The organism is Variovorax sp. GW821-FHT09B05 (assembly GCF_059418265.1).
Genome location: NZ_JBWKPN010000004.1, coordinates 1 through 13,226, shown reverse-complemented (window position 1 = coordinate 13,226; position 13,226 = coordinate 1). Strand labels below are relative to the sequence as shown.

General features: G+C 70.2%; 10 protein-coding genes. 5 read left to right on the top strand and 5 right to left on the bottom strand.

The features are described from left to right. Window positions 1-10 precede the first annotated feature (10 nt). The 4 genes from AC07RM_RS11790 to AC07RM_RS11775 are packed head-to-tail and all read right to left on the bottom strand — an operon-like array spanning window position 11 to window position 5,432. Entirely contained in the window at window positions 11-1,723 is a 1,713-nt protein-coding gene (locus tag AC07RM_RS11790; protein ID WP_495334556.1) for a tannase/feruloyl esterase family alpha/beta hydrolase, read from the bottom strand. A 40-nt stretch (window positions 1,724-1,763) separates the two neighbouring features. Then, on the bottom strand, window positions 1,764-2,573 hold the full coding sequence (locus AC07RM_RS11785; protein WP_495334555.1) for an enoyl-CoA hydratase/isomerase family protein: 810 nt from the start codon (window positions 2,571-2,573) through the stop codon (window positions 1,764-1,766). Next, window positions 2,570-4,414: an AMP-binding protein gene (locus AC07RM_RS11780; RefSeq protein WP_495334554.1), complete on the bottom strand. Its 1,845-nt coding sequence runs from the start codon at window positions 4,412-4,414 to the stop codon at window positions 2,570-2,572. The genes AC07RM_RS11785 and AC07RM_RS11780 overlap by 4 nt, the downstream gene beginning before the upstream one ends. 37 nt (window positions 4,415-4,451) lie before the next feature. Further along, window positions 4,452-5,432, bottom strand: coding sequence for a Bug family tripartite tricarboxylate transporter substrate binding protein (locus tag AC07RM_RS11775; RefSeq protein WP_495334553.1), 981 nt, complete (start codon window positions 5,430-5,432; stop codon window positions 4,452-4,454). 147 nt (window positions 5,433-5,579) lie between these two features. Here AC07RM_RS11775 and AC07RM_RS11770 point away from each other — a divergent pair, with 147 nt between their 5' ends. Continuing rightward, window positions 5,580-6,365: a helix-turn-helix transcriptional regulator gene (locus AC07RM_RS11770; RefSeq protein ID WP_296787337.1), complete on the top strand. Its 786-nt coding sequence runs from the start codon at window positions 5,580-5,582 to the stop codon at window positions 6,363-6,365. On the opposite strand, the gene AC07RM_RS11765 is transcribed toward AC07RM_RS11770, so the two are convergent. Beyond that, on the bottom strand, window positions 6,362-6,976 hold the full coding sequence (locus AC07RM_RS11765) for a DUF4337 domain-containing protein (protein WP_495334552.1): 615 nt from the start codon (window positions 6,974-6,976) through the stop codon (window positions 6,362-6,364). The genes AC07RM_RS11770 and AC07RM_RS11765 overlap by 4 nt on opposite strands. Window positions 6,977-7,143: 167 nt before the next feature. Between AC07RM_RS11765 and AC07RM_RS11760 the strand changes: the two genes are divergently transcribed. The 4 genes from AC07RM_RS11760 to AC07RM_RS11745 all read left to right on the top strand — a co-directional run bounded on the left by AC07RM_RS11760 (window position 7,144) and on the right by AC07RM_RS11745 (window position 13,086). After that, on the top strand, window positions 7,144-7,869 hold the full coding sequence (locus AC07RM_RS11760; RefSeq protein ID WP_495334551.1) for a TetR/AcrR family transcriptional regulator: 726 nt from the start codon (window positions 7,144-7,146) through the stop codon (window positions 7,867-7,869). A gap of 161 nt (window positions 7,870-8,030) precedes the next feature. Beyond that, the gene (locus AC07RM_RS11755; RefSeq protein WP_495334550.1) at window positions 8,031-11,573 is read left to right on the top strand and encodes an indolepyruvate ferredoxin oxidoreductase family protein; all 3,543 of its coding nucleotides are present in this window, start codon (window positions 8,031-8,033) and stop codon (window positions 11,571-11,573) included. Next, complete coding sequence (locus AC07RM_RS11750; RefSeq protein WP_495334548.1) at window positions 11,570-12,337, top strand: enoyl-CoA hydratase-related protein; 768 nt, start codon at window positions 11,570-11,572, stop codon at window positions 12,335-12,337. The genes AC07RM_RS11755 and AC07RM_RS11750 overlap by 4 nt, the downstream gene beginning before the upstream one ends. 8 nt (window positions 12,338-12,345) lie before the next feature. After that, entirely contained in the window at window positions 12,346-13,086 is a 741-nt protein-coding gene (locus AC07RM_RS11745; RefSeq protein ID WP_495334547.1) for an NAD(P)H-dependent oxidoreductase, read from the top strand. Window positions 13,087-13,226: the final 140 nt, after the last annotated feature.

The window sequence follows — 13,226 nt, the reverse complement described above, 5'->3', positions numbered from 1 at the left end:
CCGTGGGACGTCAGCGCACGCAAGTGAAGCTGCTGGCGAGATCGACGTCGCCCGCCCCGTCGTAGCGCGGCCAGGCCGGGTACTCGCACAGCGGGCGGGTGCGGCCGTTGTTGCCGGCGTTGGCATCCGTCACCGTGAGCCTGGAGGGCGCCACGCCCTGCTCGACCCAGCGTTCGAGCGCATCGACCGAGTCGAAGCGCACGTCGTAGGCGCCGCCGCCATGCCCGTAGCCGGGCACCTCGTAGTACTTGAGGAAGGCGCCGACCCGCTCGCTGCCCATCGCCGCGACGGCGCGCCGGTGGAACTCCTCGGACGAGCCCGCGGGAATGAGTGGATCGGCCATGCCGTGCACGATCAGCACCTTGCCGCCCTTGTTCGCGAACGCGCTCAGGTCGGGGTTGACGTCCAGCCGCGACGAGATGTAGCGCAGCCGCTGCTGGACATAGCCGTTCGCGTCGACGGCGAAGAGGAAGGGGTCGTAGCTGGCATCGCGGTAGACCATGTACTTGACGAAGGACTCGCCGATGTAGGTCGCGAACGCCATGCCGAAGCGCGAGGGCGTGGCCGGCGCGCTGCTGCCCATCGCGGGAATGACGCCGCCATCGAAGATATTGAGCGCGGCATAGCCGTCGGTGCCGTTGGCCAGCAGGTAGGGCAGCTTCAGCGGCGTGGCATAGGCACGGAAGCCCCCGACCTGGGCCGTCGACAGGCAGCCGTCGCCGCTGTCGACGCCGCCGGGGCAGGCGAGGGTCGCGGGATCGAAGGCGCAGGCCGAGACCTTGGCGATGACGCCGTCCGTTGCGCCATCGAGCGCATCGCAGGCCGCCACCGCCGAGCGGGTCAGCAACTGCTGCTTGGCCGGGTTCGACCAGGCGCCGGGCGCGGCGAGCGCCTTGGAGGTGATCGCGTAGTTGGTCAGCATGCCCGTCAGCGACCAGGCGGGGAAGTAGGCGATGACACCGTCATAGAGCGCGGGCCAGCGGTCCGCGACGTAGAGCGCCTCGCGGCCGCCGCCGGAACCGCCGGCCGCATAGGTGCGCACGGGGGCCGCGCCGTAGCGCCGCGCGATCAGCTTCACCGCGACGTCGCGCGTCTTGCGCAGCTGGTCGCCGAAGTAGTTCTCGAGCGCCTCGTCGTTGAGCGCGAAGCTGGCCTCGGCGGCGCTGCCGCTGTGTCCCGAATCGCTGCCGAAGGCGGCATAGCCGCGCGCGAGCGGCGTGGCGAGGCCCGAGGTGCCGGGCGCGTTGCCGTTGCCCGCGATCACGCTGCCGTCGTAGCCGCCGCCCGTGAGCTGCATGGCCTTGCGGTTCCAGGCGGTCGGAAGGGCCAGGTCGAACTGGATCGGGGGTGCGCTGGCGTCGACCGGCGCGATCGATCCGGTGACGCGGCAGTACTCGCCGACGGCGGTCGATCCGCTGCCCGCGGGCGCCACGAGCGTGGTGCTGGAGACCACGGCGCCCGAGGTCGGCAACGCGATGTCGGTGGCGGGGATGCTGAGCCCGTTCAGGGCGGCGCAGGCCTCGGCCGCGCTCAGCGCGGGTGCGGGAGGTGGCGCGGGCGTGTCGGAGGCCGGCGCGGGCGCGGGGACCGACGCCACCGGGGCGAATCCGCTGCCTCCTCCGCCGCCACCGCATCCGGCCTGCACCGCGAGCGCGATGACCGAGGCCGCGAGCGAGATCCTTCGCTTCGAAACCTGGGTCGTGGGGGTGTAGCTCTTGTTCATCTCGTCGTCTCCTGCATCTGCGTTGAAATCTCTGTCGGCCTCATCGCCCGCGGTAGACCGGCGGGCGCTTCTCCATGAAGGCACGTGGCCCTTCGCGCGCGTCCTCGCTGGCGAGCACGCTGGCCTTGGCCTGGTTCTCGAGCGCGAAGCCTTCGGCGAGCGACAGCCCGCTCGCCGCGCGCGCGGTGCGCTTGATCGCCTGCAGCGCGAGCGGCCCGTTGCGTGCGATGCGTTCGGCCAGCGCGCGCGCCTCGGCCATCAGCGCCGGGCCCGGCACCACACGGTTGACCAGGCCGATCTCGCGGGCCCGTGCCGCGTCGATGGGGGCGCCGCTCAGCATCAGTTCCATGGCCAGCGGCCACGGCAACTGCCGAGGCAGCCGCACCATCGAGCCCGCGAAGGGGATCAGCGCGCGCGTGGCCTCGGGCAGGGCGAATCGGGCGTGCGCGGCGGCGATGCGCAGGTCCGTGCCGAGCATCAGCTCGAAGCCCGCGGCCATGCACACGCCGTTGATGGCGGCGATCACGGGCTTGTCGAGTTCGAAATCGCGCAGCCCCGAGGCCGCGAGCACGCGCGGGTCGGACAGCAAGCGGTGGTCCCATTCGTTTTCTGGCGCGCGGGCCCCGCGCATCAACGGCAGCGTGAGCGACAGGTCGCCGCCGGCGCAGAAGGCGCGCTCGCCGGTCGCCGTGACGATGGCCACGCGCAAGGTGTCGTCGGCCGTGAAGCGCATCACGGCATCCGCGAGCAGGCACAGCATGCGCGGCGTCAGCGCATGGTGCGTGGCGGGCGCGTCGAGCGTGATGGTGGCGATGGCGCCGTCGACGTCGAGGCGCACCGGCGGGCTCATGCGCCGCCTCCGGCGCGATCGTCGATCTCGTACGGGATCGCGAAGGCGCGCATGAGCGCGTGCAGGCGCTCGGCGTCAGGTGCGGCATCCGCCGCGGCGCGTCGGCGGAACCGTGCATGCAGCCCGCGCGCGCCGTCTTCCACCGCGACCGCGACGCCATCGAGCAGGCCGGCGTCGCGCAGGCGCTGCGTCAATGCATGCTCGCAGGCCAGGGCCCGCAGCCGCGGTTTGTAGACCTTGCCGACGGCGGTCAGCGGGATCGCCGCGAGGATCTCGATGCGCTTGGGGAATGCGGGCCGCTCCGGAATGCGTGCGTTGGCGAAGGTCGAGAGCGCCTCGGCATCGACCCGCGATCCCGGCCGCAGCGACACGTAGGCCACCGGCAGTTCGCCCGCGTACTCGTCGGGCTCGCCCACGGCCGCGGCCAGCTCGACCTCGGGATGCTGGAGCAGCGCCGCCTCGATCACCTGCGGATCGATGTTGTGGCTGCTGCGGATGATCAGGTCCTTGGCGCGCCCGGTCACGAACACGCGGCGCTGCGCATCGACATGGCCGATGTCGCCGGTGATCAGCCAGCCGTCCTCGAAGGTGCCGGCGTTGCGGTGCGCTTCGGTGTAGCCAGGGCCCACGTTGGGGCCGCGCAGGCGCAGCACGCCGCTCTCGCCCGGCGCGCAGTCGCGGCCATCGTGCGCCACGGCCTTGACCTCGGTGAACGGCAGCGGAATGCCGCAGGAGCCATGGACACGCGGCGCGAGAAAGGGTTCGATGCTGACCACGCCCGCGCACTCGGTCATGCCGAGGATGTTGCGCACCGGGATGCCGAATTTCCGCTCGAAGGCGTTGGCCAGTTCGTTGGGCAGCGGCGAGCCGCCGGTGAGCAGGGCGCGGACGCGGGCGTGGTCCGCGGGTTCGGCCTCGAGGCCGAGCAGCGTCGCGATGACGGTCGGCACCGTGGCCAGCAGGCTCACGTCGTGCTGCCGCACGACGCTCCAGTAGCGCCGCACCAGTGCCGGGTTGCGCAGCCCGAGCAGGGTGGGCAGCACGATCCGCGCGCCGCTCAGCAGCGCCGAGAGGCCGTAGACGAAGGAGCCGGCGACATGGAACAGCGGGAAGCCGTTGAGGATCACGTCGTCCTCGCGCATCGCGTAGAGCTGGGCCGCGCTCCAGGCGGCGTGCAGTTGGTTGCGATGCGTGTGCTGCGCGAGCTTGGGCGCGCCGGTCGTGCCGCCCGTGTGGAAGAGGGCGGCCAGTCCGTCGGTAGATCGTGTCGGGAGCGCGAGCGGTGCATCCGGCGGCATCCGCGACAGGGCCGCGTCGAAGTCGATCGCGCCCGGCGCGCCGCCGACGGCGAGCACCTGGCGCAGCGCGGGGCAAGCGTCGGCCAGCGTCGCGGCGCGCGACCAGATGTCGAGCTCCGGATGCGGACCCAGCGCCACCAGGATGTTCGCGCCCGAGGCCCGCACGAGTTCGGCCAGGTGCGCGGCGTCGAGCAGGTAGTTGATCGGGCAGACGATGCCCGCGGTCTCGGCGCCCAGCAGCGTCAGCCAGGCCTGCGGAATGGCCGGCAGCAGCATCGCGACGCGCGGTGTCTCGCCGGGCACGAGGCTGGCGAAGAGGCTCGCCGCGCGGCGGATGTCGGCGAGCAGGTCGGCGTAGCGCCAGTGCCGCGGCGGCGTTTCGGGATCGGCATCGAGCAGATAGCTGAGCGCGATGCGCGTGGGGTGCGTTGCCGCGACCTCGCACAGCGCGTCGTACACATGGTCGTGGGCCATGAAGGAGGCGTAGGGCCGCGCTTCGATGCGCGCGAGGTCCTCCGCGTCGCGGATCCGGTGGTGTTGCATGGGTCGATGGGGCGCGGTCGGCGCCCGTTCCTTGTTCTCAGTCGCCGCGGAACCCGGAGGCCTTCACGACCGCGGCCCAGCGTGCCGCTTCCTCGCGCAGCATGCGGTCGGTGTCGGCACGGCCCGCGCCGACGATGCTGAAGCCCGCTTCCACGAGCTTGGCGCGCGCGTCCTCGGGCTGGACGGCCTTCACGGACTCCACGCCGAGCAGGTCGAGGAGGGCCGGCGGCGTGCCCTGGGGCGCCATGAGCGCGAACCAGGAGGAGATGTCGATCTTCGGATAGCCCGACTCCGCCATGGTCGGCACCTCGGGCAGCAACGGCGAGCGCCGTGGCGCGGTGGTGGCGAGCGCGCGCATCTTGCCGCCCTTGATCTGGGCGTTGCCGAGCGCCGTGGAAACGAAGGCGGCCGAGACGTCGCCCGAGAGGATGGCCGTGACCGCGTCGCCCGTGGTCCGGTAGTGGACCGGCTCGACCTGGAAGCCGGCCGCCTCGCCGAACAGCTCGGCCCCGAAGTGGCCCGAGGTGCCGGCGCCGAAGGTGCCGAAGTTGAGCCGGCCGGTCTGTGCGCGAGCCGCCTTGACGAAGTCCGCCACCGTCCTGTGCGGCGAATTCGCGGGCACGGCCAGCAGGAAGTCGACGCGCGTGACCTCGCTGATGCCCGTGAGCTCGCGGCTCGGCGCGTAGCCGAGCTTGCCGAAGGCGGCCGGTGCGATCGAGATCGAGCCGACCTCGCCGAGCAGCAGGGTGTAGCCGTCGGGCACCGCCTTGGCGACCGTCAGCGCCGCGATCTGCCCGCCGGCGCCGGGCTTGTTGTCGACCACCACCTGTTGCTTGAGCAGCTCCGACAGCCGGATCGCGAACAGCCGCGCCAGCACGTCGGGCGCCGTGCCGGGCGCATAGCCCACGGCCAGGCGGATCGGGCGGTCGGGATAGGCCTGTGCGCGGGCGGCGAGCGGCCACTGCGCGAGGGTGGGCACCAGGGAGGCGGCCAGCAGGGTGCGGCGTGAGAACGTCATGGGGGATTCCTTTGGCCGCCAGTGTCGCGATGGAGGACTTTTCGTCTGTCCCCTGCGATGTAGACAGGGCGCGCCCTGAGGGGGAAAACCCGGTGCGGCCGGAAGGCGCCGCGCCGATAGGCTCCGTGCATCCCACCGGCCGTGTCCATGCAGCTCATCCCCCTTTCGTCCGCCACGCCCGCGCTCGCCACCAGCGCGGACGGACGCGCCGTCGATGCCATGGCGGGACTGATCGCCTGCATCGGCGCCCAGGGCTTCGCCAACGACGCGCTGGCGCAGCTCAACCGCTGGCTGCCCGTCTCATGGCTGTCGGTGTTCCGGCTGTCCGACCATGCGCCGCCGCGCATGCCGGCGTCGGGCAGCTACCGCGCGCCCGACGGCACCGCGGAATCGTGGGCGGTGTACCGGTCGTCGCTCTACCGGCAGGACCAGACCTTCCTCGCGGCGCGCGAGCAGATCGGCCAGGCCCGCTGCACGCTGGTGCACTGGCATGCGAAGGAGATCCCGGCCGCGCATCGCGAGCGCATCTACACGCGGCACGGCCTGCGCGAGCGGCTCTCGGTGGTCTGCAAGGACAAGGACGACGGCCTCCTGGCGATCAATCTCTATCGGCACGAGAGCCTGCCGCTCTTCACGGGCGAGGAGATCGAGTGGGTCGGCATGGGCGCGCCGATCCTGACCTCCTGCGTGCAGCGCCACCTCGATCTCGCCGGTGCGCGCGAGCAATCCTTCGACGCCAGGCTGTCGGTGCTCACGCGCAGGGAGCGCGAGGTCTGCGAACGCATGCTCAAGGGCTGGACCTACGAGGGCATCGCCAACGACCTCGGCATCTCCGCCGGCACGGTCAAGACCTTCAGGGACCGGGCCTTCGATCGCCTGGGCATCCACCACCGCAACGAGCTGTTCGCATTGGTGCTGGTGAACACGCCCTAGATGTGCAGCGCGGCGAGCGCGCCGATCGAGATGCCGGCGAGCGCCACGCCATACATGGCGCGCTCGAGCCACTTCCTGCGGGTCAGCAGCGCGATGGCCGCGAGCGCGATCGACACCTGCAGCACCGTGGTGGCCTGCGCCCAGCGGTGGTGCTGGTGCATCTGTTCCTCGGAGGCCGTGTCCCAGCGGACGGATTCGTCCTCGAGCTTCTTCGCCGCGGCCTGGATCTCGCCCTTCTCCTGCTCGTAGCGCGTGACCTTCGCCTGCCAGCCCTGGCGGCGACCGTCATCGGTGGCGGTGTCGCGCGCGAACTCGGCCAGCGCCTGCTTGGTGCTCTTCGACTGGAAGTAATTCCACTGGTTCGAGGCCTCTGTCTTCTTGATGGCCGCGTTGTTCTTGTAGAGCCCGGCGTTGGCCTGCGTGGCACCGCCCATGTACGCGAAGATCGCGCCGATGGTGGCGATGGCCGCGGTGCAGACGGCGATCTTTCCCGTGACGCTCATGCCGGCGCCTTCGGCCGCATCGCCGTGGCCATGGCCGTGACCGCTGGTAGCGGCATGTTCGAGTTCGTGGTCGTGCGGGCCGTGCACGTGAAATCCGTGTCCTGACATGGGGTCCTTTGTTTTCAGAAAGATCTGGACGGCGCGGGAGTATGCACGGGCGCGACGCGGTTGCGGCCTTGGGGAAAGTCCTGTCGGCTGGGGCTGCCTGCCAGGGGCGGCCGCGGGTTCACTTCCATAATGGCGGCCAGTCCAGCTCTCTCGAAACCCCCGCAGACATGTCCGTCACCAAAGCCGCCACGCCGCGTCGCGCCCCCCGGGGCGAAAAATCCGAGCGCACCCAGGCGAGCCTGCTGGCGGCGGCGCGCGAGGTCTTCGCCGAGCGCGGTTTCGAACGCTCGACGACCTCGGAGATCGCCCAGCGCGCGGGCGTGTCGGAGGCGACGCTGTTCACCTACTTCGAAAGCAAGCGGCGCCTGTGCATCGACGTGGTGGGCCGCTGGTACGACGAGATCAGCATCGAGCTCGAGGAGCAGGTGCCGGCGATCGCCGGCTTCGAGGCCAGGCTGCGCTTCGTGATCCAGCGGCATCTGACCCATCTGATGGGCGACGGCATCGGGCTGTGCGCGCTGGTCCTCGGCGAAGGGCGGATGGTCGATGCCGAGTTCTCCGGGCTCATCGCCGAGCTCAAGCGGCGCTACACATCGCCCTTCATGGCGGCGCTGAGCGAGGCGCGCGAACTCGGCGAGGTGCGCGGCGATGTGCCGCTGCGCCTGATGCGCGACATGGTGTACGGCTCGATGGAACACGTGCTGTGGGACTACGTGACCACGGGCACCAAGCCCTCGATCGCATCGACGGCCTCGCAGCTGACCGCGATGCTGATGGCGGCGTTCGCGCTCGAGGCAGCGCCGGCGCGCGCTGCCCGCCGCTTCCAGTCCGATGTGCTCGCGGCGGTGCGCCGGCTCGAGCGCGACGCGGGCTCGGCCGAAGACGCCGCCTAGCGGATCGGCCTGGCGGCCCCGGCCCGACATCGGCGCCGCCCTCCAAAAAATGAGTAAGACTCAAGCCGCACATGCGCGGCTGGCAGAGGCGTGCCTGTTGCCAACCTCGGAACTGCGCATGTATAGTTGAGCAACACTCAATTTAAGGTGCGGAGACCACGATGGGACACGGTGACCCGGAGATCCAGCGCGCATTGCGCTCGGTTTCGCTCGACGACAAGTACGACGGCGGCAGCGGCGCGGCCTACCTGAGCGGCACTCAGGCGCTGGTCCGGCTGCTGCTCAACCAAGGGGCGCGGGATCGCCGCGCGGGGTTGCGCACCGGCGGCTTCGTCAGCGGCTACCGCGGCTCGCCGCTGTCGGGGCTCGACCAGGCACTGTGGGGTGCACAGGCCCGGCTCGAGGCGAGCGACATCCGGTTCCAGCCGGCGATCAACGAGGACCTGGCCGCCACGGCCTGCTGGGGTTCGCAACAGCTCGCGCTGTTTCCCGAGGAGGCCAGGGTCGACGGCGTCTTCGCCCTGTGGTACGGCAAGGGGCCCGGCGTCGACCGCAGCGGCGACGCGCTCAAGCACGGCAATGGCGCCGGCACCTCGCGGCTCGGCGGCGTGCTGGTGCTGGCGGCCGACGACCACACGGCCAAGTCCTCGACCTTCGGCCACCAGAGCGAGCAGGCGCTGGTGGCGGCGTTCATCCCGGTGCTGTATCCCAGCAGCGTGCAGGAGTACCTCGACCTCGGCGTGCATGGCTGGGCGATGAGCCGCCACAGCGGCCTGTGGGTGGGCATGAAATGCGTGTCGGACGTGGTGGAGACCACGGCGGTCGCCGACGTGGACCCGCAACGGGTGACGGTGAAGCTGCCGGACGCGGGCGAAGCGCCGCCGCAGGACCTGCACATCCGCTGGCCCGACGTGTGGGCCGAGCAGGAGCCGCGCATCGTGCGGCACAAGCTGCCCGCCGCGCTCGCCTACTGCCGCGCCAACGGGCTCAACACGATCGCGCTCAAGACGGCCTCGTCGAGGCTGGGCATCGTGTGCGCCGGCAAGAGCTACAACGACGTGCGCGAAGCCTTGCGCCTGCTGGGATGGACCGACGCGCAGGCCGCCGAGCGCGGCGTCGCGGTGCTCAAGCTCGGCATGGTCTGGCCGCTGGAGCCGGAGATCGTGCGCGAGTTCGCGCGCGGTCTCGACGAGCTGCTCGTGGTCGAGGAGAAGCGCCCGTTGATCGAGCAGCAGCTCAAGGACGAGCTCTATGCGGACGCGGTCGAGGGCCGCAAGGCCATCCGCATCTCGGGCAAGAGCCGTGGCGGCATCGGCGGGGAGTGGAGCGTGGGCGCCGCCGAGCGCCTGCTGCGCAGCGACTACGAACTCACGCCGCCGGAGATCGCCGCCGCGATCGCCGAGTGCCTGGGTCTTCCGGTGAATGCCTTCGAGGCCGACCCGCGTGCCGTGGCACATGGGGCACCGGCGGCGCCGGCCGCCGTGCGCAAGCCCTACTTCTGCTCGGGCTGCCCGCACAACACCTCCACCGTGGTGCCCGAGGGATCGCGCGCCATGGCCGGCATCGGCTGCCACTACATGGCGAACTGGATGGACCGCGACACCAAGGCCTACACCCACATGGGCGCCGAGGGCGTGCCGTGGATCGCGCAGCGCCTGTTCTCGACGCGCAGGCACATCTTCGTGAACCTCGGCGACGGCACCTACTTCCACTCGGGCTCGCTGGCGATCCGGCAGGCGGTGGCGGCCGATGCCTGCGTGACCTACAAGGTCCTGTTCAACGACGCGGTGGCCATGACGGGCGGGCAGCCGGTGGAAGGCCAGCTCACTGTCTCGCGGATCTCCGAGCAGGTCGCCGCCGAGGGCGTGCGCCGCATCGCGGTCGTCAGCGACGACATCGAAAAGTACCGTGACGCGGGCACGCGCTTCGCCGTCGGGACGACGGTGCACGAGCGCGGCGAGCTCGACCGCGTGCAGCGCGAACTCGCGGCCTTCGAGGGCGTGTCGGTGCTGATCTACGACCAGACCTGCGCGAGCGAGAAGCGCAGGCGCCGAAAGCGCGGCAGCTATCCCGACCCGGCCATCCGCTACGTCATCAATCCCGAGGTGTGCGAGGGCTGCGGCGACTGCTCGGTCAAGAGCAACTGCCTGTCGGTGGAGCCGCTGGAGACGGAGCTGGGGCGCAAGCGCAGGATCAACCAGTCCTCGTGCAACAAGGACTTCTCCTGCGCCCAGGGCTTCTGCCCGAGCTTCGTGGCGGTGAAGGGCGGCAAGCTTCGCTCGAGCCCGTCCAGGAGCGACGTGCTCGCCTGGGAGCCGCCGCCGGAGCCGGTGGTGCCCGAACTCGACGGCACCTGCGGCATCCTCGTCAACGGCGTCGGCGGAACCGGCGTGGTGACCATCGGCAGCCTGATCGGCATGGCGGCCCACCTGAGCCATCGCGGCTGCAGCGTGCTCGACATGGCGGGGCTCGCGCAGAAGGGTGGGGCGGTGTGGAGCCATGTGCAGCTCGCGCCCACGCAGTCGGCAATCCTGTCGTCGCGGATCGCGTCGGCGCAGGCGGACGTGCTGATCGGCTGCGACCTCGTCGTGAGCGCGCATCCCGACAGCCTCGGTCGTCTGCGCGAGGGCCGCACCCGCGCGGTGGTGAATCTCGACGTGGCGCCGACCTCGGAGTTCGTGAAGAACGCGGACTGGAAGCTGCCGACGCAGGCGCTGAAGGCGTCGCTGGAAAAGGCCTGCGGCGCGGATGTCCAGTGGTTGAAGGCGCAGGAGACGGCGACCTGGGCGCTCGGCGATGCCATCTACGCCAACCTCGTCATGCTCGGCTTCGCCTGGCAGAAGGGCTGGATTCCGCTGTCGTCGCAGGCGCTCGAACGCGCGATCGAACTCAACGGGCAGCAGGTCGAGAAGAACAGGCAGGCGTTCCGGCTCGGCCGCTGGTGGGCGCACGACGCACCGCGCGTGCTCGCCGCGATGAAGCCCGCGAGCACGATCCAGTGGCTGCCGCGCATCAACCGTACGCCCGAGGAGACCGTTGCGCGTCTTTCCGAGCGGCTGGTGGCCTACCAGGGGCCGGCGTATGCGCGCCGGTTCGCCGCTTTCGTGCAGCTCGTCGATAGCCAGTGCGCCGACGAGACGCACCGCAAAAGCTTTGTTGTTGCAGTGGCGCAGAACCTTTTCAAGCTCATGGCCTACAAGGATGAGTACGAGGTCGCGCGCCTTCATTCCGATCCGGAGTTCATGGACTCGATCCGCCGCCAGTTCGACGGAGAGATCCAGCTGCAATACCATCTCGCGCCGCCCCTGCTCGCCAGGAAGAACGACAAGGGCGAGCTTCAGAAGACCGCCTATGGCGCCTGGATGGGCCGGGCCTTTCGCGTGCTGCGGCACGGGAAGGTGCTGCGCGGCACGCCCTTCGACATCTTCGGCTATACGCACGAGCGCCGCACCGAGCGCGCGCTCGTCGAGGAGTACCGCGCCGCGATCGGCGCCGTGGTCGCGCACCTGGGCAGCCATGCGTCGCCGTGCCTGGAGCTGGCGCGCTTGCCGCAGCAGATCCGCGGCTATGGCCATGTGAAGGAGCGCGCGGTCGCGGCGGCGCGGGCGCGCCAGGCCGAGCTCTTCGAGGCCATCACCGGCAAGCCGCTGCCGCCGGGCCCGATGGCCGACGGCTATGGCAAGTACCTGGAGTACGGCTGGTGACGAACGCTTCGCCAACGACGGATCGGCGCAGCCGCAGCGCGGTGCGCGCGGCGGAAGGCATCCTCTCGACGCTGGACGACGGCGTGTGGCGCATCCAGATCCATCGGACGTCCAAGCGCAATGCGCTCACGATGACCATGTTCAGCGCCCTGGCCGAGAGTCTGGGGTTGGCGCAGGCCAATGACGCCGTGCGGGCGATCACCTTGTCCGGCCTCGGGCCCAACTTCTGCGCGGGCCACGACCTGAGCGCCTTCGACAGCTGGCCGCAGGGCGCGGGAGACCCGGTGCCGCGCTTTCTTCATGCATTGGCCGACGTGCGCAAGCCGCTGCTCATCGGCGTGCACGGATCGGCCGCCGGCATCGGCGTGACGATGCTGCTGCACGCGGACTGGGTGATCGCCACCTCCGACGCGGTCATGAAGCTGCCGTTCGTCGACCTGGGCATCGTTCCCGAGGCCGGGAGCTCTCTTCTGCTGGCGCGAGCCATCGGCGCGCTCAGGGCGAGGCGCCTGTTGCTGGGCGGGGAGGCCTTCACCGGTCAGCAGGCCCACGATTGGGGGCTCGTCTCGGAGCTGGCGCCCGTGAATGAACTCGCGACCTGTCTGCAGCACAGGGCCCTCGCGCTGGCGGCCAAGGATCCGAAGGTCTATGGCCGCATCAAGGCGCTGCTGGTCCCGGCCGGCGAGGTGCGCGCGCGCATCGATGAGGAAATCGACCTGATCAACACCTGCGTGGCCGAGCGCCGCGCCTTGCAGACCGGATGAATCCCGCCATGACAGCACAGACACCGCGCAAGGCGCACATCGTGTATGCCCACCCCGAGCCGAAGTCCTTCGTCGCGGCGATGCGCGACCGGGTGTCCGAGCGGCTGACCGCCGGCGGCTGGCAGGTCGGGCTCTCGGATCTCTATGCCATGGGCTTCAACCCGGTAGCGAGCGCGGCCGACTTCGTCGAGCGCGAGAAGCCCGACTACCTGGTCTATTCGCTCGAGCAGCGCCATGGATGGCAACGCCGGGCCCTGGCCCCCGACATCCTCGCGGAGGTCGAGGCCGTCAGGGAGGCCGAGTTGCTGGTGCTCGTGTTCCCCGTGTTCTGGTTCTCGGTGCCGGCCATCATGAAGGGCTGGATCGATCGGGTGTTCCTCTCCGGGCTCTTCTATGGCGGCAAGCGCATCTACGACCGCGCCCCCATGGCGGGCAAGCGCGCCCTGGTGGTCACCTCGCTGGGCGGGCGCAGTCATATGTTCGGCGAATCCGGTATCCACGGGCAGATCGATGTGATGCTGCGGCCCTTGCTGCAGGGCTCGCTGGGCTACGTGGGTTATGAGGTGTTCAAGCCCTTCGTGGCGTACCACGTGCCCTATGTGACGCACGCCGAGCGAGGCGCGCTGCTCGAGCAACTCGGCAGGGAGACGGATGCGCTGTCGCAGCGGGAGACGCTGGTCTTTCCGTCGCTCGATGCATATGACGATGTGCTTCGTCCCGTGGCGCAAGGCGTGGGAGAGACGAGGTAGGCCGGGCGATCCACAGGAGGCCGAGAAAATTTTTTCTTCGGAAGTAGACGTTCGGGCCAAAAGCTGTGCATAATCGAGGGCTTCGCTGGACGGCTTCAGCGGCGGATGACGGAAGTTGTTCTGCTGGTGGTTGAAGGTGA